The following is a 20,137-nucleotide window of genomic DNA, read 5'->3' as shown; positions in this document are numbered from 1 at the left end:
TGCTCAGCCTCCATCAATGAAAGCCAAGCTCAGGGAATCAGGTCTCTGACAAAAAGGGAATCACTTTCGTGAATGCCGTAGCCTTGCGGGAGAAGTTGGCTCGGCCAAGGCGAGACAGATGAGGGATTCGCCGCATTAATGGGTGGGTTCGTCACGTCGCGGCGCCCCCTCATCCGGCGCTTCGCGCCACCTTCTCCCGCAAGGGGAGAAGGAGAGACTGCCGTTCATTTGTCGAGCTGAATCAGACCGTCCGGCAATTCATTGTCGCCGCCGCTTCCCGGCGCGGCGCGTTCGAGCAGCGCGCCGCAGCGGTCGATCGCCGCCACAAACGCCTCGGTCACCTGGCCAGCGCGAAGGCGATCCGTGAGCAGCGCCACCACTTCGCGCCATTCGTCTTCGGAGATTTTTTCCGCCAAACCCTCGTCGGGAAGGATGCGCGCGTAACGCTCGGCCAGCGAAACAAAAATCAGCACGCCCGCCCGGCTCTCCGTGCGACCCACGCCTCGGGCAAAAAACTGTTCGGTTGCGGAGCGAAAGGCCTGCCGGCGTTTTTCCGCCCTGGACGCCAGGGTTGCGCCGAGGGGGGTAAAATGCAGGACGGCCAGCGCGATGACGAAAATCGCGAGCTGAAGGGTGAAAATGGCCTGGGCCGACCAGTGCGTCGCCGCCAGCAGCGGCCAGGGCGTGAGCATGGCCAGCACGCCGGCATAGAGCGCGTCCTGACCATGGCCGTCGCATGATCTTTTTGCGAGCACGCAGACGATCTGGCCGCTGGTTCGGGCCTCCGCCCTGTGCACCGCGGCTGCTATGGCCGCTTCATCGACCGTCTGACGCATCACCAGTCCCCCGAAGCGCCGCCGCCGCCGGATGATCCGCCGCCGCCGGAAAAACCGCCGAAATCGCTGCCGCCGGACGAGCCCCAGCCGCCGCCGCTCGAACTGCTGCTGATCCAGACGAACGGGCCGCCGCCGCCGCGCCGGTGGCGCCAGACGATCAGCATGACGACGAGAAAAATCACCAGCGGCAGAAACACGAGAACCAAGTCTTCGGGGGTGTTTTGGCGCAGATCCGGCTTCTGCTGCCATTCGCTGGTGTCGGTGGTCAGGATCGCGATGATGTCGTCGACGCCGCGGGTGACGCCGCCGTCAAAATCCCCCTTCTTGAAGCGGGGCGCGATGCCGTTGACGATGATCAGTTTTGACAGCGCGTCGGTCAAAACCCCTTCGAGGCCGTAGCCGACCTCGATGCGCACTTTTCTGTCCTTGGGCGCGACCAGCAGCAGCACGCCATTGTTCGTCTTCTTGTCGCCCAGCCCCCATTTGCGGAACAGCAGGTTCGCATAGGTCTCGATGTCGCGGTCCTGCAGCGAATCCACGGTGGCGACGGCGAGCTGGATGCTCGATTTGTGCTCGAGATCGGCCAGTTTCGTGTCGAGGGCGTCGCGTGTGTCGAGACCCAGCACATGCGCCTGATCGACCACGCGTCCGGTCAGCACCGGAAAATTTATGTCCTGGGCCCGGGACAGCGCGCCCAACGCCAGCAGCGCGACAAGCGCAATCCCCCAGACTTTGAGCGTCCGGACCGCCCTGGCCATGGGCTCGCCTCCCAAAAAATCAGAATTTCACTTGCGGCGCCGATTGCGCGCCATCTGACGCCGTGAACGCCGCCATCGGTTTTTTGCCGCGAAACAATGTGTTCGCCCAGAGCAGGGTGGGAAAGGTTTCGAGGGTGAGATTGTAGTTGCGCACGGCGGCGATGTAGTCGCGCCGCGCCACGGCGATGCGGTTTTCGGTGCCTTCGAGCTGCGATTGCAGCGCCATGAAATTCTGGTTGGATTTCAGGTCGGGATAATTTTCCGAGACCGCGAGCAGACGCCCCAGGGCGCCGCTGAGAGCGGCCTGCGCGTCCTGGAATTGCTTGAGCTTGTCGGGGTCGGTGAGCTGCGAGGCGTCGACATGGACTTGCGTCGCCTTGGCGCGGGCTTCAGTGACGCCGACCAGCACGTCCTTCTCCTGCTTGGCGTAGCCCTGCACGGTCGAGACGAGATTGGGAATGAGATCGGCGCGGCGCTGGTACTGGTTCTGCACGTCGGCCCAGCGCGCTTTGGCGTCTTCCTCGGCGGTGGGAATGGTGTTGTAGCCGCAGCCGGACAGGCTGAGGCCGATGACCGCGACGGCGACAAGATTTTTAAAGCGCATGCTCGATCCTCGATTGGGAACGCTGGACCTCAATCTATGCGGTAACCCTTGGTTTCGCCAGCCTACTGGGGCACCGCCAGCACGATCTTTCCCTGCGCCTTTCGTTCCTTGAGCATGTTCAGCGCCTCGGCGATTCGCTCCAGCGGCAGCACCGCATGGACATGGGCGGAAATGGTTTTGTTCGCCGCCCAGTCAAAAATCTGCGCCATGTTTTCACGATGCGCCGCCGGCTCGCGCTTGACGAACTCGCCCCAGAACACGCCGATGAGGGAGCAGCCCTTTAGAAGAGTCAGGTTGAGCGGGATTTTGGGGATTTCGCCGGCCGCAAAGCCCACGACGAGAAAACGCCCGTTCCAGGCCATGGCGCGCACCGCCTTTTCGCTGAAATCGCCGCCGATGGCGTCATAGACGCAATCGACGCCGCGCCCGTCGGTGGCGCGCTTCAGCGCCTCCTTCAAATCCTGCGCCGCGTAATCTATGCCCTGTTGCGCGCCGAAGCCGCGGGCGAATTCGAGCTTTTCCGGCGACGAGGCGCAGGCGATGACCTGGGCGCCCATCGCCCGCCCGATTTCGACAGCCGCTAGTCCCACGCCGCCGGAGGCGCCGAGCACGGCGAGGGTTTCCCCCTCGCGCAGATGCGCGCGCTGCTTGAGGGCGTAAAGGGTGGTGCCATAGGTGATGAACAGGCCGGCGGCCTGGTCGTCGTCGAGACCGTCCGGGACGGGGGTCAAGCTTTCGGCGGGAACGACGAGGCGCGACCGCGCCGCGCCATAGGAGCAATAGCCGGCGACGCGCTGTCCCGGCGAAAAACCCGACACGCCCGCGCCGAGCGCGACCACGCGTCCGCAAAACTCGCCTCCGGGCGAGAAGGGCAGCGCCGGCTTGAGCTGATATTTGTCGGCGATGATCAGCGTGTCGAAAAAATTCAGGGCGACGCGGGTGGGGGCGACCAGGACCTCGCCGGCGCCCGGAACGGGATCGGGCACGTCGCGCAAAACCAGGTTTTCCGGCGGGCCGAAGGATTCACACAGGGCGGCGATCATGCCAAAAATCCGTTTCTTGGGGGATGTCCGATTTCCGCCAAGTTGGCGTCATAATCAAGCGGGGCCGCGGCTCTCGCCAAACAGAAATTGGCGCTATGATCCCGCGCATCTGATTCGTCTCAACCGAACTTTCCACGGCTGCTCCATGATGTCCTTTAATCGTCACGCCCGCATGCTCATGATCGGATTGCTCGCCGGCTCGGTCTGCGCGCTGACCCCCATGGTCTCGCACGCAAAATCGAAAAAGCCCGCAGCCGAGGAGCCGGCCGACGACGAGAAGGCCAAGCCCAAGGATTCCAAGCACAAGGACAGCAAGGACGCCAAGGCCAAGGGCAAGGACGACAAGAAGACCGACTCCAAGGACGCCGGCAAGACGCTAAAGCTCGGCATTTTCGGCGAATGGGGCGCCTATCAGACCCAGGGCAAGCCGAAGACCTGCTACGCCCTGGCCAAGCCGAAAAGCCGCGAGCCGAAGACGGCGAGCCGCGATTCCGCTTATGTCTTCATTTCCACGCGCCCCGCTGAAAACGTCAAGAACGAGATCGCCATCATCATGGGCTTTCCGATGAAGGACGGCTCGGAGGCGAGCGCCGAAATCGGCTCGAGCACGTTCAGCCTGCTCGCCAAGGGCGCGAACGCCTGGGTGAAGAACCCCGCGGAAGAGAGCCAGTTCATCGCCGCCCTGAAGAAGGGATCGAAACTGGTGGTCACCGCCGGTTCCGTGAAAGGAAAGACCACCACCGACACTTATGCGCTGACCGGACTCGCCCAGGCGCTGGACAAGGTCCACAAGGAATGCCCCTGACCGGCGCGTCCAGGCGCCGCCAAGTTCCGGCGACGCCAAGTCCCGGTGGTGATGGACCAAAGTGTGAGCGCCCCCCCGCTTGTGAGGCGTTGCACGCTTGGGCCATAATGCTCCCGATCAAAGACGCCCACTGAACCAAGAGGGGCGTCTGATTGTGTTGGGAGGAATGCATGTCCGATAAAGTTTATCCCGTTCCGGCGGAGTGGGAAAACCGCGCTTTTGTCAACGACGCGAAGTACAAGGAGCTTTACGCGAAGTCCGTGTCGGACCCCGAAGGTTTCTGGGCGGAGCATGGCAAGCGCATCGACTGGATCAAGCCCTTTACCAAGGTGAAGCACACCTCCTACGATCCGCACAATGTCCAGATCAAATGGTTCGAGGACGGCACCACCAACGTCTCGCTGAACTGCATCGACCGTCACCTCGCCAAGCGCGGCGACCAGGTCGCGATCATCTGGGAAGGGGATAACCCCGACGAGTCCAAGAAGATCACCTACAAGCAGCTTCACGAGGAAGTCAGCCGCTTCGCCAATGTGCTGAAGGCCAAGGGGGTTTCGAAGGGCGACACCGTCACCATCTACCTGCCGATGATCCCCGAAGCCGCCTATGCCATGCTGGCCTGCGCGCGCATCGGCGCGATCCACTCCATCGTCTTCGGCGGGTTCTCGCCTGATTCGCTGGCCGGCCGCATCGAGGGCTGCAAGTCCAAGGTCGTCATCACCGCCGACGAAGGTCTGCGCGGCGGCCGCAAGGTGCCGCTGAAGGCCAATGCCGACGCCGCCATCGACAAGACCGGCGACATCGTCAAGACCCAGATCGTCGTCAAGCGCACCGGCGGCAATATCGCCTGGAAGGACGGCCGCGACGTGTGGCTGCACGAGGAAACGGCAAAAGTTTCCGCGGATTGCCCGCCCACCGAAATGAACGCGGAAGACCCGCTGTTCATCCTCTACACTTCCGGTTCGACTGGCGCCCCCAAGGGCGTGGTGCACACCACCGGCGGCTATCTGGTCTATGCGTCGATGACGCATCAATATGTGTTCGACTATCACGAGGGCGACATCTACTGGTGCACCGCCGACGTGGGTTGGGTCACCGGCCACAGCTACATCGTCTATGGCCCGCTGGCGAACGGCGCGACCACTCTGATGTTCGAGGGCATCCCGAACTATCCGACCATCTCGCGGTTCTGGGATGTCGTGGACAAGCACGGCGTCAACATTTTCTACACCGCCCCGACCGCCATTCGCTCCTTGATGGGCGCCGGCGAGGAGCCGGTGAAGAAGACGTCGCGCAAGACCCTGCGCCTGCTCGGGTCCGTCGGCGAGCCGATCAATCCGGAAGCCTGGGAATGGTATCACCGCGTGGTCGGCGAGGACCGCTGCCCGATCGTCGACACCTGGTGGCAGACCGAAACCGGCGGCATTCTCATCACCCCGCTGCCCGGCGCCACCAAGCTGAAGCCCGGTTCGGCGACCCGTCCGTTCTTCGGCGTGCAGCCGCAGGTGGTCGACGCCAACGGCAATGTCATCGAGGGCGCCTGCGAGGGCAATCTGGTGATCGCCGACAGCTGGCCGGGCCAGATGCGCACCGTCTATGGCGACCACGAGCGCTTCCAGCAGACCTATTTCTCCACCTATCCCGGCAAATATTTCACCGGCGACGGCTGCCGTCGCGACGCCGACGGGTTCTACTGGATCACCGGCCGCGTCGATGACGTCATCAACGTCTCCGGTCACCGCATGGGCACGGCGGAAGTGGAGAGCGCGCTGGTGGCGCATGCCGCGGTTTCGGAAGCCGCCGTCGTCGGCTATCCGCACGACCTCAAGGGCCAGGGCATTTATGCCTATGTCACCGTGATGGAAGGCATCGAGCCGACCGAAGAGCTGCGCAAGGAATTGGTCGCCTGGGTCCGCAAGGAGATCGGCCCGATCGCTTCGCCTGACGTCATCCAGTTCGCGCCGGGCCTGCCCAAGACGCGCTCCGGAAAGATCATGCGCCGCATCTTGCGCAAGATTGCGGAAAACGAGTTCGGCTCGCTGGGCGACACGTCCACGCTCGCCGACCCGACCGTGGTCGAGGATCTGATCGCCAATCGCGGCGGCTGATCGGCGCCTGCACGAACCCCTCATCCGGCGCGCTTGCGCGCGCCACCTTCTCCCGCAAGGGGAGAAGGGAGCGCTCCCGGGGCTTCTCAATAAAACAAAACCCCTGGTCCTCGCGGACCAGGGGTTTTTTGTCCAGATATTGAGAGTGCGAGGACGTCGCCGATTCCTGGACCGCCCTCGTCCTTCGAGACAGCCGCTTCGCGGCTTCCTCAGGATGAGGGCTACTGCGGAATGGCCCGTCAGGTCAGCCAGCCCAGATAGACGGCGCTGATCAGGAAAACGCCGATGGCGAAACGGTAGAAGACAAAAATCCAGGACGAAAACCGCTCCAGATATTTCATCAGACTCCAGATCGCGACAAAGGCCGAGATCGAGGCGACCACCAGGCCGACGGCCAGGATCATCCAGCCCTCCAGCGACAGATGCGCCTTGTAGAGTTCGTGGAACTCTTTGACGCCCGCCAGGAAAATGGCGGGAAGGCCCAACAGGAACGAGAAGCGCGCGGCTTCCTCGCGCTTGAGGTCGAGGAACAAAGCCGCAGTCAGGGTCGAGCCGGACCGGCTCACGCCGGGGATCAGAGCGCCGACTTGCGCCAGGCCGACCAGCATGGCGTCCTTGAGCGAGACATTGTCCATGGTCCGCTTGTGCAGGCAAAACAATTCGGCGAGCGCCAGCAGCACCGACATGACGATGCAGGCGGCGCCGATGACATAAAGACTGCGCAGAGGCGAACCGCAGGCGTTCAGCGTCGAGGACAGCAGCAGGCCGAAAACGATCAGCGGCACGGTGGCGAGCGCGATCCAGCTGGTGAAGCGGAACTGCCAATCGCGAAAATCGCGCCGGGCGATGGCGCGCACGGAGCCGCCGAGCAGTCCGGAGAAATCGGACCAAAAATAGGAGATCACCGCCGCCAGCGCCGCCATTTGCATGGCGGCGGAAAACGCCGAACCCGGATCGCGCCAGCCCAGCAGCGCCGGCACGATGCGCATATGCGCGGTCGAGGAAATCGGGAGCAGTTCCGTAATGCCCTGAACCACGCCGAGGGCCGCGACTTTCGCGTACCCGAGTTCAATAAATCCGGTGTCCAATCCCTGTGTACAGGCTCCGCCGGCCATGCTCGCACTCCCGTCGAATCGAAAAAGAAAAGCCTCCGCCGTTTTTGACCCACACGGCGGAGGCTGGCAATCGCGGAGGCTTGGTTCAGGCGGCTTCGGCGGTCTTTTCCACGACGCGGACGAGGTCGGCCATGATCGCGTTGAGCTCGTAATCCTTGGGCGTGTAGACGGCGGCGACGCCCTCGGACAGCAGTTGCTTCTCGTCTTCCGGGGGGATGATGCCGCCGACGATCACCGGAATGTCGGAAATGTCCTGCGCCTTCATCTTCGCCATGACGTCGCGGACCAGCGACAGATGCGAGCCCGACAGGATGGAGAGGCCGACAATATGCACGCCCTCTTCCAGCGCGGCATTGACGATTTCCGCCGGGGTCAGGCGGATGCCCTCATACACCACTTCCATGCCGGCATCGCGCGCGCGAACGGCAATCTGTTCGGCGCCGTTGGAATGGCCGTCGAGGCCCGGCTTGCCCACCAGAATCTTGATGCGGCGACCGAGTTTTTTCGAGACGCGTTCGACATCGGCGCGCACGCTGGCGAGCGAGGCCCCGGCCTCGCGGGCGGCGCGGCCGACGCCGGTGGGCGCGCGGAATTCGCCGAACACTTCGCGAAGAGTCTGCGCCCATTCGCCGGTGGTCACGCCCGCCTTGGCCGCCGCAATCGACGGCTCCATGATATTGCGGTCCTCCTGGGCGGCGGCGCGCAGATCGGCGATGGCCTTTTCCACCGCCCTGGCGTCGCGCTGGGCGCGCCAGGCCTTCAGGCGCTCGATCTGCTCGGCCTCGACATGTTCGGGGACCACCATGATCGCGCCATTGCCGGCGGTGAGCGGCGAGGGCTCGGTTTCCGTGAACCTGTTGACCCCGACGACGATCTGTTCGCCGGATTCGATGGCTTCGAGGCGGCGGGTGTTGGATTCCACCAGCTTGGCCTTGAGATAGCCGGTTTCCACCGCCGCGACCGCGCCGCCCATGGCGTCGATGGCGGCGAGTTCGGCCAAAGCTTCGGCCTTGAGCTCATCCACCTTTTTCGTCAGCTCGATGGAGCCGTCAAAGAGGTCGCCGTATTCGAGGAGGTCGGTTTCGTAAGCAAGAATCTGCTGGAGGCGCAGCGACCATTGCTGGTCGAAGGGACGCGGCAGGCCGAGGGCCTCGTTCCAGGCCGGAAGCTGCACCGCGCGGGCGCGCGCTTTTTTCGAGAGCACGACAGCCAGCGTCTCGATCAGGATGCGGTAAACGTTGTTCTCCGGCTGCGGCTCGGTGAGGCCGAGGGAGTTCACCTGCACGCCGTAACGAAAACGGCGGTGCTTTTCTTCCTTCACGCCATAGCGGTTGAGGGTCAGCTCATCCCACAATTCGGTGAAGGCGCGGACCTTCGCCAGTTCGGTGACAAAACGCATGCCGGCGTTGAGGAAGAAGGAGATGCGGCCCACGACTTCGCCGAAATCGGCGTCGGCGACCTGGCCGGATTTCTTCACCGTGTCGAGGATGGCGACGGCGGTGGCCAGCGCGTAGGACAGCTCCTGGACAGGCGTCGCGCCGGCTTCCTGCAGGTGGTAGGAACAGACGTTCATCGGGTTCCACTTGGGAACCTCTTTCGTCGTGAACAGGATGACGTCGCGGGTCAGGCGCAGCGACGGGCCCGGCGGGAAAATGTGGGTGCCGCGGGACAGATATTCCTTGATGATGTCGTTCTGCGTCGTGCCCTGCAGCACCGTGCGCGGCGCGCCTTGCTGATCGGCGGCGGCGATATAGAGCGACAGCAGCCAGGGGGCCGCCGCATTGATCGTCATCGACGTGTTCATCTGCGCGATCGGAATGCCGTCGAACAAAGTGTTCATGTCGCCGAGATGGCTGATCGGCACGCCGACCTTGCCGACCTCGCCGCGCGACAGCGGATGGTCGGAATCATAGCCGGTCTGGGTCGGCAGGTCGAAGGCGATGGACAGGCCCGTCTGCCCCTTGGCGAGATTGCCGCGATACAATTTGTTGGATTCGGCGGCGGTCGAATGGCCCGCATAGGTCCGGAAAATCCACGGCTTGTCGCGGCCAGTCTGGGTCTTGGTCATTCGAGCCTCCGGTGTGACGCTGTTCTTTCCTGCGATGCTTTGCCTGACTTTTTCGCAAAGCACAATCAGCCGTAAAGCCGAGACGATTTGGAAAAAATGCCGGAACGTTCCTGCGCAAATCCTTGATTTCGCCGCGCCTGGCGCTGCGCGAGCGCAGCCGCGCGCGGCCTATAAGGCGTTGGACTTAAGGACAAAGCATCATAGCCGCAAGTACACTCGCCAAAGCGTACAAAAGTGTTTATCTGCCGGATTTCGCGGAGGCGAAGGCGCAAACGTTCCAAAAAGCGCCGGTTTCCCGACAGCGAAATGCCGCAGCGCAGCAAATTTCGCTTTTGGATTTTGCGCGCGCCGGACTAGCATCGTCGGCGCCCGGGGAAAAGGTTAAACCGACAGGAGTGAGCGTTGACCGAACAAAAGCCGGTCTACAAGGACCTTTATGATATCGGCGAAATTCCGCCCCTCGGCCATGTTCCCAAAAACATGCACGCCTGGGTGATCCGCAAGGACCGTCACGGCCCGCCCGAAACCGCCATGCAGCTCGAAGTCGTGCCCACCTGGGAGCTCGACAGCCATGACGTGCTCGTCCTGGTGATGGCCGCCGGCGTCAATTACAACGGCGTCTGGGCCGCGCTCGGCGAGCCGATCTCGACGCTCGACGTGCACAAGCTGCCCTATCACATCGCCGGCTCCGACGCCTCCGGCATCGTCTGGGCGGTCGGCTCCAAGGTGAAGCGCTGGAAAGTCGGCGACGAAGTGGTCGTCCACTGCAACCAGGACGACGGCGACGACGAGGAGTGCAACGGCGGCGACCCGATGTTCTCGTCCTCGCAGCGCATCTGGGGCTATGAGACGCCCGACGGCTCCTTCGCCCAGTTCTGCCGCGTGCAGGACCGCCAGCTGATGGTGCGGCCGAAGCACCTGACCTGGGAGGAAAGCGCCTGCTACACGCTGACCCTCGCCACCGCCTATCGCATGCTGTTCGGCCATGAGCCGCACCGGCTGAAGCCCGGCGACAATGTTTTGGTGTGGGGCGCTTCCGGCGGTCTCGGCGTGTTCGGCGTGCAGCTGATCGCCGCCGCCGGCGCCAACGCCATCGGCATCATCTCGGATGAAACCAAGCGCGATTACGTCCTTTCGCTCGGCGCCAAGGGCGTCATCAACCGCAAAGATTTTAAGTGCTGGGGCCAGCTGCCCAAGGTCAACTCGCAAGAATATAATGACTGGCTGAAGGAAGCCCGCAAGTTCGGCAAGGCGATCTGGGACATTACCGGCAAGAAAGACGTCGACATCGTCTTCGAACATCCGGGCGAAGCGACCTTTCCGGTCTCGACCCTGGTGTGCAAGCGCGGCGGCATGATCGTGTTCTGCGCGGGCACGTCCGGGTTCAACCTGACCTTCGACGCCCGCTATGTCTGGATGCGGCAAAAACGCATCCAGGGCTCGCATTTCGCCCATCTGAAACAGGCGGCGGCGGCGAACAATTTTGTCGTCGACCGGCGCGTCGATCCCTGCATGTCCGAAGTGTTCCCCTGGGCGAAAATCCCGCTGGCGCACACCAAAATGTGGAAGAACCAGCACGCGCCCGGCAATATGGCGGTGCTGGTCAACGCCACCGAAACCGGCCTGCGGACCATCGAGGACGTGATCGAGGCCGGCAAGAAATCCTGATTTCTTGCTCAAGGGGCGGGGCTTTGGTCCCGCCCTTTTACGCTTTTGCGGGCGCGCAAAGCCTCGTTCAGCTCCGCGCCATAGATGAAGATCGCGCCGAGCGCGTAGAGGAACACGATGGCGATCATCACCGAGGCCAAGCCGGCATAGGTGGCGACATAGTTCAAGGCGAAGCGCTGGAGATAGGCGCTGAAGGCCGTCGCGAAAATCATCCAGGCCGCCAAGGTGAGAATGATGCCCGGCGCGCAATCGCGCAGCGGAATGTGGGCGTTGGGCAGCACGCGATGCGCCACGAGGAGCGCGGTCACCAGAATGATGGTGGCGACGCCATAGCGCGCCAGCGCCACCAGATGGGTGAGCGGCTCCAGTCCCGGCGCGAATTTGAGCGCGCCCGCCCAGATCACCGGCCCCAGCACCAGAAGCAGCGTCAGCGCCAGCAGGGCCAGCGCGCCGATGATGACATAGCCGACGGATTCCAGCCGCAGCAGCCACCAGGGCCGGGTTTCCTTCAGGCCATAGGCGCGGTTCAGGCCGGTCCGCAGCGCCTCCACCCCGCTGGAGGAGAAATAGACGGCGAGCGCGGCGCTGAGCGTCAGCAGGCCGCCGTGGCGCGCGTTCAACACCCGCTCGATCTCATGAAGGATCGGCCCGGCGACCTGGGGCGGCCAGATCTCGAAAAAGGCGCCGGCCGCGTCGGAGGCGACGAATTTCGCCCCCAAAAAGCCGGCGAGGCTGGTGACGAAAATCAGGAACGGGAAAATCGCGGTCAAGCCCTGCAAGGCGATGTGGCTCGACATGGCGTAACCGTCGTCGCCATCGAAATTTTTGAGGCTCTCGAGGAGCAAACGCCAGATGTCGCGCATAAAACTCTCCGACCGGGATCATGGCTTTGGCGCGGGTCGGAATGCAACTGGCGCGACCGGCGCAACAAACCTATTTGTAGGGTCAACGGAGATTTTCATGACCGCCAACCCGCTGCTGAACTACTGGTCGACGCCCTTTGCCCTGCCCCCCTTTGCGCAGATCGCCACGGCGCATTTCCGCGAGGCTTTTTCCCAAGCCCTGCGCGAACACGATGCGGAAATCGCGGCGATTACCGCCAATCCGGAGGCGCCGACCTTCGCCAACACCGTGGATGCGCTGGAGCTGGCGGGACGCAAGCTCAACCAGGTCGGCAGCGTGTTCTGGAATCTCACCGGCACCGATTCGACCGAAGACTTGCGCGCGCTCGAACGCGAGATTTCGCCGGAGCTCACCCGGCATTACACCGCCATTTCGCTGAACCCCGCGCTGTTCGCCCGGGTGAGCGCGCTTTACGATCGGCGCGATGAACTGGCGCTGGACGAGGAGCAGGCGCGGCTGCTGGAGCTGACCTACAAAAGTTTTGTCCGCACCGGGGCAAAGCTCGAAGGCGAGGCCCGCGCCCGCTATGCGCAGATCGCGGAGACGCTGAGCGAGCTTGAAACCCAGTTCGCCCAAAACATTTTGGCGGATGAAACCGACTTTTTGTTCGAGCTTGAGGAAGGCGACCTCGCCGGGCTCGCCGACGACATCAAGGCCGCCGCCGCGCAGACGGCGAGAGATCGCAACACGGCCAAACCCTATGCGCTGACCTTGCAGCGCTCCAGTGTCGAAGCCTTTTTGAGTCAGTCGACGCGGCGCGATCTTCGTGAAGAGCTGTTCAAGGCTTTTATTGCCCGCGGCGAGCATGACGGCAAAACCGACAACCGCCCGCTGATCGCGCAAATTCTTGCCTTGCGGCAGGAAAAGGCCCGCCTGCTCGGCTACGACACTTTTGCCGATTACAAGCTTGAGCCGACCATGGCGCATGCGCCGGAGGCCGCCGCCGGGCTGATGGAAAAACTGTGGGCGCCGGCGCTGCGCCGCGCCGAGGAGGAGCGCGCGGCGCTCCAAGGGCTCGTGGATCAGGAGGGCGGCAATTTCGCGCTCGCGGCGCACGATTGGCGCCATTACGCCGAAAAACTGCGCGCGTCGCGCTACGCGCTCGATCAGGCGGAACTCGCAACCTATTTCCAGCTCGAATCCATGATCGAGGCGGCGTTTTATTGCGCAAACAAATTGTTTGGGCTGCGCTTCCTGCCGCGCAACGACCTGCCCGTCTATCACCCCGACGTGCGCGCCTATGAAGTGACGGATGCGTCGGGCCGCCACGTCGCCATTTTTTATGGCGACTATTTTGCCCGCGCGGGAAAACGCTCGGGCGCTTGGATGTCGGGCTTTCGCGGCCAGAAAAAACTCGGCGGCGAGGAGCGGCCGGTCATCGTCAATGTGATGAATTTTTCCAAGCCGACGCCGGGGCGGCCGTCGCTGCTGACGCTCACCGAAGTCATCACTCTGTTCCACGAATTCGGCCACGCCCTGCATGGCATGCTGTCCGACGTGGTCTATCCCTCGATGAGCGGGACCTCGACCCCGACCGATTTCGTCGAATTCCCCTCGCAGGTCTATGAACACTGGGCCTTGCGCCCTGAAATCCTGCAAAAATTCGCCAAGCATTTCGAGACCGGCGCGCCCATGCCGCAGGCCTTGATCGACCGCATCGTCGCGGCGCGGCATTTCAATCAGGGGTTTGGCACGGTTGAATTTCTGGCCTCGGCGCTGGTCGATTTCAAACTGCATTGGCGTCCCGACGCGCCGGCGGAGATCGGCGCGGCCGAAGCCGAGATCTTGCAGAACATCGACATGCCCGCCGAAATCGTCATGCGTCATCGCTCGCCGCATTTCGGGCATATCTTCGCCGGCGAAAGCTATGCCGCCGGCTATTATTCCTATTTGTGGTCGGAAACGCTCGACGCCGACGGTTTCGCCGCTTTCGAGGAGGCCGGCGACATTTTCGATCCCGAAACCGCGAAACGACTGCGGGATCATGTCTATTCCGCCGGCAATCGCCGCGATCCCAACGCCGCCTATGCCGCCTTTCGCGGCCGGGCGCCCGACACGGCGGCACTGCTACGAAAGAAGGGTTTTGCTTGATCAAAGGTCATATTGCGCTGCGAAATACGCCGCTTTAAGCCGTTACAACCACGACAATTCAAATTCTGTAAGCAGGAGCCGAAATGACTCAGGCCGCCAACGAAGAATTTTTTGCCCTTGGGCGCAAGGCGACCCACGCCGTCGAGGCGCTGTATGAAAAAGCCGCGGCCTCCCTGCGCGCCAAAGTCACGGACAATGGCAAGCTGTCGAATGCGCTGATCGAGAAGGAGCAGCATGCGGCCCACGGCCTCGCCTGGCTCGCGACCTATGTCGAATCCGTGCGCGAAATGCTCGCCTATGCCGAGCGCGTCAACGGCGAGGGCCGCTATGGCGAAACCGAGGATTTGCTGACCCGCATCGGCGTCGGCGAATATCTGGCGCAGATTTTCGGCGGCATTCCGATGAGCCAGGGCGAGTTCGTGCGCCTCAGCGATTTCGGCCTGGCGCCGGCGGAAATCGCCGCCGCGAAAATTCCCGAAATCGATACGCTTGTGGCCACCGGCAATACGGTCGCCCATCGCGCCCGGCTCGTCGATCTCGTCGATCACGCGGAAGCCTCGGCGACGGTCGGCACGCCCGGCCTCGACGAAACGCTCGAAGCCATCCGCGAGGAAATCCGCAAATATGCGGAAGCCGAAGTCGTGCCGCATGCGCATGAGTGGCATCTGAAGAACGAATATATTCCGCTGGAGATCATCCAGGGCCTCGCCGATCTCGGCGTGTTCGGCCTGACGCTCCCCGAGGAATTCGGCGGCATGGGGCTCGGCAAGGAAGCCATGTGCGTGGTCACCGAAGAGCTTTCGCGCGCCTATATCGGCGTGGGTTCGCTCGGCACCCGCTCCGAAATCGCCGGCGAACTGATTTTGGGCGGCGGCACCCCCGAGCAGAAGGCAAAATATCTGCCGAAAATCGCCTCGGGCGAAATCCTGCCGACCGCCGTGTTCACCGAGCCGAACACCGGCTCTGACCTGGCTTCGCTGCGGACGCGTGCGGTCAAGGAAGGCGACAAATATATCGTCAATGGCAACAAGACCTGGATCACCCATCCGGTCCGCGCCGACCTGATGACGGTTCTGACCCGCACCAACCCCGCCGAGCCCGGCTACAAGGGCTTGTCCATGCTGCTCGCCGAAAAGCCGCGCGGCGACGACGCCAATCCGTTCCCCGCCAAGGGCATGTCGGGCGGCGAGATCGAGGTGCTCGGCTATCGCGGCATGAAGGAATATGAAATCGCCTTCGACGGGTTTGAGGTGCCGGCCGAAAACCTGCTCGGCGGCGTCGAGGGCCAGGGTTTCAAGCAGCTCATGCAGACCTTTGAGGGCGCCCGCATCCAGACCGCCGCCCGCGCGGTGGGCGTCGCCCAATGCGCCATGGAGCTGGCCCTGCGCTACGCCAAGGAACGCATCCAGTTCGGCAAGGCGCTGATCCACTTCCCGCGCGTCGCCGACAAGATCGCCATGATGGCCGTGGAAGTGCACATCGCCCGCCAGATCACCTATTTCGCCGCGCGCGCAAAGGATGAGGGCAAGCGGTGCGATCTGGAAGCCGGGCAGGCCAAGCTTCTGGGCGCCCGCGTCGCCTGGGCGGCGGCGGACAATGCGCTGCAAATCCACGGCGGCAACGGTTTTGCGCTGGAATATCCGGTGTCGCGCGTGCTCTGCGACGCCCGCATCCTCAACATTTTCGAGGGCGCGGCGGAAATCCAGGCGCAGGTCATCGCCCGCCGCCTGCTGGAAGGGTGAGAGCTTGAAAGCCATGGTTCGAGACGGGCGCTGACGCGCCCTCCTCACCATGAGGGTTTTTTCTCTATCAACGCTCCAGTCGCCCTCGTGCTGAACCACGAGGGCGGCTTACGCCCCTTCGGGGCCCTCGATCATCCGATAAAGCTTTTGCGCCTCGGGATAGGCGCCGCGCCGCTCGGCGCATCCTAAAATTTCCAGGACAATCACTTTTTGCGCCAAGGCGATGGTCAGCACATTGCCTGGACCCACCAGTTTTGCCGCCTGATCGGCCTTGCGGCCGTCGACGCGGACATAGCCTTTCGCGATCAGCTCCTGGGCAAGGACCCGCGTGCGCGCCATGCGCGAAAACCACAGCCATTTGTCCAGTCGCTGGCGGGCCTCCGTCATTCAGCGCAGCCCGAGCCGCGCCAGAGCGGATTTGGTTTTTTCCCGCAGCGTGAGCAGCAAGGTTTCGCTGTGCAGCAGGGCGGCGAAGGCAAGCGGACGGTCCGGCGCGACCGCCAGCATGACATCGGCGACGCGCAGCCGCTCGCGCCACAAATGGTCGATCATCGGATGATTGGGAATGGCGCAGGAATCGACGAAGGCGACGCTTTTGTCGGCGAGCAGCCGGTCGGTCATGTCCATGGTCAGCAAGGCGCCGGGGGACATGGAGGCAAAATCCTCGTCATAGGCGGTCTTCCAGAAATAGGCGCCGCCGCGGCCATCCTGCAAGATGATGTTCGCCGCGATCATCCGCCCGTCGAGCGAAAGCCAGAACACCCGGCACTTGCCCTGGCGCCCGAGCGTCCGGCTCATCGCGCGCAAAAAGGCGGCGTGGCCGGGATCGCTCAAAAACGCCGTTCCCTTGCGCCCCTTCCAGCCCCTGACCTCCAGCAGCATGAAGGCTTCGATCTGTTCGCGCAGGTCCTCGGCCGCCTCAGCGACATGAAACGCCACCGCGCCATGGTCGCGCAGCCGCTGGGCCCGGCGGCGCAGCTTCTTGCGTCTTTCCCTGGAGATGAAATCGCGCGCGCTGACGCCCAGCTGGGTGGCGTCGAGCGCAGCGCGGTCATGCTCTTCGACGAGGGCGAAGGTCAGGCCCGCCCGCGCCGCATGCGCCTCCAGGGCGGCATAGGCGGGATGGGTCTTGGGCAGCAGCCGGGTTCGGACGGCGGCGAGACGCCGATGATTCATCCAGGCCAGCATGCGCTCCAGCACGACGGGGGCGCAGACGCGGTCGAGCAAAGGGGCGCCGGAGCAGCTGTAGACATGGGTCCAGCCGCGCGCCAGCAAGGCCGGGCGCGGCGTCGACAGCGGCCAGACGCCCAGCAGCCGGCCGCGCGCCGGCGCCTCGCCGCCCTCCCAGCAGAACAGGAATTCGGGTTTTTTCGCGCCGGCGATATGGCGGGCGGCGTTCAGGGCGAAATCGGGTTCGAGAAAAATGTTCGGCGCCAGGGCTCGGGCCGCGAGCTCCTCCCATTCGGCGGCGCAGGCCTGCGCCCCCTCCAGGCCGAGACAGTCAAGCAAGGGGCCGTCCTGTTCGTCGGGGGCGCGCGCCAGGAGCGGCGCCACGAGCGGCGCCGGCGCCGGGCGATCCTCGGCGCCGGGCGAAAACCCGTTCAGGAATGGCGCAGGCGGCCAGCTCGAATCGGTCAAATGCGTCAACTCCGGCCAAGGCCTGGGCGTTCATGCGTTCTTTCGACACGAAGCGACGTCCGCCCAAGGGACTTGACGCCGACGATTCAACCTTCGGGCCAATTCAGCCCAGCAAGCCGCCGGAGCGGGGCGACAGCGGATTGGCGACCAGCGCCGCCGCATCAGGCGTATCGGCCCGCGCCTGACCGGAGAAGGCGGCATAGAGCCCCTCGACGAAATCCGGCCGCAAATCCTTGACGATGAACACGGCGCGGGTGCGATGGTCGGCGTCGGGCCAGGAGTCCAGCCGCACCGGCGGATGGAAGACATGCTGGACCCCATGGATCACCAGCGGCCGCTCGGGATCGTCCGACAGCGCAATCAACCCTTTGACGCGCAACAGGTTCGGCCCGTGGGCGCTGCGCAGCATTTCCAGGAACAGGCCGCAGGCGTCGGGGCTGAGCGGCGCCGCGCTGGTCAGGCAAAAGGTGCGGATCGCCTCGTCATGGGCGTGGTGATGGTGATGGCCGTGGTCGTGATGGCCATGATGCTCGTGGTGGTGATCTTCGCCGCAGACCTCGCAGGCGGTTTCGCCCAAAACCTCGGCGTTCAGCCATTTCTGCACATTCGGGCTTTTGGAGGCGGGATCATACAGGCCGGCGTCCAACAGGTCGGCGGCGCCGATGTCGTCCGCCGTGTTCAGGACCCGCGCAGTCGGATTGATCCTGTGCAGACGTTGAGAAAGCTTTGCGAAGGCGCGCCGCCGCTCCTCATTGTCGAGGAGATCGGTTTTGGCGAACACCAGCCGATCCGCGATCGCCGCCTGTTTCAGCGCTTCCGGGTGATTTTCCAGCGTGGCCGCGCCATTGACGGCGTCGACCACGGTGACGACGCCGTCAAGCCGGAACCGCAGCAGGAAATAGGGATGGCTCATCAGCGTGTGCAGCACGGGCGCGGGATCGGCGAGGCCCGTGGTTTCGATGATGATGCGGTCGAAGGCGCGAATGCGGCCGTTGTCGCGGTCGCGCAGCAGTTTTTCCAAGGCGTCGACGAGATCGCCGCGCACGGTGCAGCAGACGCAGCCCGAGGCCAGCATCACCATGTCGCCGTCGATCTTTTCGACGAACAAATGGTCGAGGCCGATCTCGCCGAACTCGTTGATGAGCACGACGGCGTTGGCCAGGCCCGGATCGCGCAGCAGGCGATTGAGCAGCGAGGTTTTTCCCGAGCCCAGGAATCCGGTGAGGATGGTCAGCGGAACCGGAACCGGGCGTTTTTTCTCCATTGCATCCGTCAATGCGCGGCGGCCTTGGCTTCGGTCTTGGGTTTCGCCTTGCCGGCGTGGGTGTTGGCCGGTTTGGCTTTGGCCGTTTTCGCCTTGGGCGCGGGCGGTTTGGGCGCGACCGCGGCGTGGTCGGAAATGGCCGAAGCCGCCGCCGCCGTGGGCAGCAACGTGTAGGCGATCGCGCCGATCGGCGTGTCCGCCGGACGCGGGCCGGCGACCGGGCCCTGGTAGCCGGGCGGCGGACCGACATAAAGGTCGATCGGCTGATAGGCCGGGCGCGGCAGCGCGGCGATGGCGGCGCCGTTCTTTTGCGGCGCGGCCTCTCCGCCTTCGGAGCCCGCAATCGGCGCGCCGAAATCCTCGTTCTCCGCGGCGAGCTGGGCCTTGCCGCGCCGGCCGCAGGCCTGTCCCCGCATGTCGGGCGGCGAACCGCCGGCGGAGGGCAGCGCGGTGATGGCGTCGGCGCCGGCCGAACTGGCGAAGGCGCGGTCCAGCAGGTCGGCGGCATGCGCCGTGCGCACCTTGGCGGAGACGTCGCCGAACACGACCACGATCACCCGCCGCCCGGAGCGCGAGGCGCTGGCGACCAGATTGAAGCCCGCCGGACAGGTGAAACCGGTCTTCATGCCGTCGGCGCCGGGATAGCGGCCGATCAGACCGTTATGAGTGGGGACGACCTGTTCGCCGATGCGGAAGGCGCCGATGTTGAAGAGGCCGGCCTGGTTGGGGAAGCGCAGCAGCAGCGCGCGACCGAGCACGGCCATGTCGCGGGCGGAGCTGTAATGATTGGGATCGTGCAGCCCGTTGGGATTGACGAAATGGGATTCCTGCATGCCGAGCGAGCGCGCCGCGTCGTTCATTTCGGTGGCGAAGGCCTCGACCGAGCCGGACACGCCCTCGGCGATGGTGACGGCGATGTCATTCGCCGATTTGACCATCAGCATCTTCAGCGCATTGTCGAGCGTCACCTGCGAGCCCGGGGCAAAGCCCATTTTCGACGGCTTCTCCCGCGTCGCGCGGGCGCTCACCACCAGCGGCGTGTCGAGCGTCAGCCGGCCGCTCTCCACCGCCTGGAGGGCGACATAGACCGTCATCAGTTTTGTCACGGAAGCCGGATACCAGGCGCGCGTGGCGTCGCGCTGGGCGATCACATGGCCGCTGTCGACGTCGATGGCGACATAGGGCGTCGGCACATAGGGGGCCGGCGCGGCGGGAGCCGCATGATGGGCGTGGCCGTGCTTGCGGGCGGCGAAAGCCGCGTCAGGCGCCGCCAGGGGCAGAACCAGCGCCACCGGCAAAATCAGCCGCAGGCTCCGAAAAGACTTTTCCATGACGTTCCGCAACCCCCAAATCGCGTTTCCAGCAAAGCCGCGTCGAGCAAAGCGAGTTATGAACGGCGGCGCGGTCAAATCAAGGCGCCAAAACCGTCCTGATGCCGATGAACGCCCCTTGCGGCGATTTCATGACGCTTCGCGTCCGAGCATCCCGCAATAG

General features: G+C 64.0%; 16 protein-coding genes. 5 read left to right on the top strand and 11 right to left on the bottom strand.

What is annotated here, in order from left to right:
- Positions 1 to 224: 224 nt before the first annotated feature.
- From M2320_RS14960 to M2320_RS14945, 4 genes are all read right to left on the bottom strand, one after another.
- Positions 225 to 836, bottom strand: a complete 612-nt coding sequence (locus tag M2320_RS14960) for a TPM domain-containing protein (RefSeq protein ID WP_264597961.1) — start codon at positions 834 to 836, stop codon at positions 225 to 227.
- Positions 836 to 1,594 carry a TPM domain-containing protein gene (locus M2320_RS14955; protein WP_264597960.1) on the bottom strand — a complete coding sequence of 253 codons (759 nt, stop codon included), beginning with the start codon at positions 1,592 to 1,594 and terminating at the stop codon, positions 836 to 838. The genes M2320_RS14960 and M2320_RS14955 overlap by 1 nt, the downstream gene beginning before the upstream one ends.
- A gap of 19 nt (positions 1,595 to 1,613) precedes the next feature.
- Positions 1,614 to 2,198, bottom strand: a complete 585-nt coding sequence (locus tag M2320_RS14950; protein WP_155445440.1) for a LemA family protein — start codon at positions 2,196 to 2,198, stop codon at positions 1,614 to 1,616.
- Positions 2,199 to 2,260: 62 nt separating this feature from the next.
- A complete protein-coding gene (locus tag M2320_RS14945; protein ID WP_264597959.1) occupies positions 2,261 to 3,241 on the bottom strand; it encodes an NADPH:quinone oxidoreductase family protein in 981 nt (326 codons plus the stop codon).
- Between the two features lie 145 nt (positions 3,242 to 3,386).
- On the opposite strand from M2320_RS14945, the gene M2320_RS14940 reads away from it, so the two are divergent.
- Together M2320_RS14940 and acs are read left to right on the top strand one after the other, a co-directional pair.
- Positions 3,387 to 4,046 carry an invasion associated locus B family protein gene (locus M2320_RS14940; RefSeq protein ID WP_264597958.1) on the top strand — a complete coding sequence of 220 codons (660 nt, stop codon included), beginning with the start codon at positions 3,387 to 3,389 and terminating at the stop codon, positions 4,044 to 4,046.
- 170 nt (positions 4,047 to 4,216) lie between these two features.
- Positions 4,217 to 6,154, top strand: coding sequence for an acetate--CoA ligase (acs, locus tag M2320_RS14935; protein ID WP_264597957.1), 1,938 nt, complete (start codon positions 4,217 to 4,219; stop codon positions 6,152 to 6,154).
- A gap of 239 nt (positions 6,155 to 6,393) precedes the next feature.
- Here acs and M2320_RS14930 read toward each other — a convergent pair whose 3' ends face one another.
- Together M2320_RS14930 and M2320_RS14925 are read right to left on the bottom strand one after the other, a co-directional pair.
- Positions 6,394 to 7,269 (bottom strand): undecaprenyl-diphosphate phosphatase, encoded by an 876-nt coding sequence (locus M2320_RS14930; RefSeq protein ID WP_184426687.1) that lies wholly within the window; start codon positions 7,267 to 7,269, stop codon positions 6,394 to 6,396.
- A gap of 85 nt (positions 7,270 to 7,354) precedes the next feature.
- Positions 7,355 to 9,373 (bottom strand): protein meaA, encoded by a 2,019-nt coding sequence (locus M2320_RS14925; RefSeq protein WP_264597965.1) that lies wholly within the window; start codon positions 9,371 to 9,373, stop codon positions 7,355 to 7,357.
- Positions 9,374 to 9,739: 366 nt separating this feature from the next.
- Between M2320_RS14925 and ccrA the strand changes: the two genes are divergently transcribed.
- Entirely contained in the window at positions 9,740 to 11,005 is a 1,266-nt protein-coding gene (ccrA, locus tag M2320_RS14920; RefSeq protein ID WP_184426691.1) for a crotonyl-CoA carboxylase/reductase, read from the top strand.
- A gap of 8 nt (positions 11,006 to 11,013) precedes the next feature.
- On the opposite strand, the gene M2320_RS14915 is transcribed toward ccrA, so the two are convergent.
- A complete protein-coding gene (locus M2320_RS14915; RefSeq protein ID WP_264597956.1) occupies positions 11,014 to 11,868 on the bottom strand; it encodes a YihY/virulence factor BrkB family protein in 855 nt (284 codons plus the stop codon).
- Positions 11,869 to 11,965: 97 nt separating this feature from the next.
- On the opposite strand from M2320_RS14915, the gene M2320_RS14910 reads away from it, so the two are divergent.
- Together M2320_RS14910 and M2320_RS14905 are read left to right on the top strand one after the other, a co-directional pair.
- Positions 11,966 to 13,999, top strand: coding sequence for a M3 family metallopeptidase (locus tag M2320_RS14910; RefSeq protein ID WP_264597955.1), 2,034 nt, complete (start codon positions 11,966 to 11,968; stop codon positions 13,997 to 13,999).
- Positions 14,000 to 14,082: 83 nt separating this feature from the next.
- On the top strand, positions 14,083 to 15,741 hold the full coding sequence (locus M2320_RS14905) for an acyl-CoA dehydrogenase family protein (protein WP_264597954.1): 1,659 nt from the start codon (positions 14,083 to 14,085) through the stop codon (positions 15,739 to 15,741).
- A 108-nt stretch (positions 15,742 to 15,849) separates the two neighbouring features.
- Here M2320_RS14905 and M2320_RS14900 read toward each other — a convergent pair whose 3' ends face one another.
- The 4 genes from M2320_RS14900 to M2320_RS14885 all read right to left on the bottom strand — a co-directional run bounded on the left by M2320_RS14900 (position 15,850) and on the right by M2320_RS14885 (position 19,974).
- Positions 15,850 to 16,128 (bottom strand): RNA-binding S4 domain-containing protein, encoded by a 279-nt coding sequence (locus tag M2320_RS14900; protein ID WP_184426698.1) that lies wholly within the window; start codon positions 16,126 to 16,128, stop codon positions 15,850 to 15,852.
- Positions 16,129 to 17,379, bottom strand: a complete 1,251-nt coding sequence (locus M2320_RS14895; protein WP_264597953.1) for a GNAT family N-acetyltransferase — start codon at positions 17,377 to 17,379, stop codon at positions 16,129 to 16,131.
- A 103-nt stretch (positions 17,380 to 17,482) separates the two neighbouring features.
- Entirely contained in the window at positions 17,483 to 18,643 is a 1,161-nt protein-coding gene (locus M2320_RS14890; protein WP_264597952.1) for a CobW family GTP-binding protein, read from the bottom strand.
- Between the two features lie 8 nt (positions 18,644 to 18,651).
- Positions 18,652 to 19,974 (bottom strand): D-alanyl-D-alanine carboxypeptidase family protein, encoded by a 1,323-nt coding sequence (locus tag M2320_RS14885; RefSeq protein WP_264597951.1) that lies wholly within the window; start codon positions 19,972 to 19,974, stop codon positions 18,652 to 18,654.
- Between the last annotated feature and the right edge of the window lie 163 nt (positions 19,975 to 20,137).

Origin of the sequence: Rhodoblastus acidophilus, from assembly GCF_025961575.1 — a bacterium.
Classification (GTDB): Bacteria; Pseudomonadota; Alphaproteobacteria; order Rhizobiales; family Beijerinckiaceae; genus Rhodoblastus; species Rhodoblastus acidophilus_C.
The sequence above is the reverse complement of the archived record's forward strand: the minus strand, read 5'-3'. Positions and strand labels throughout refer to the sequence as shown.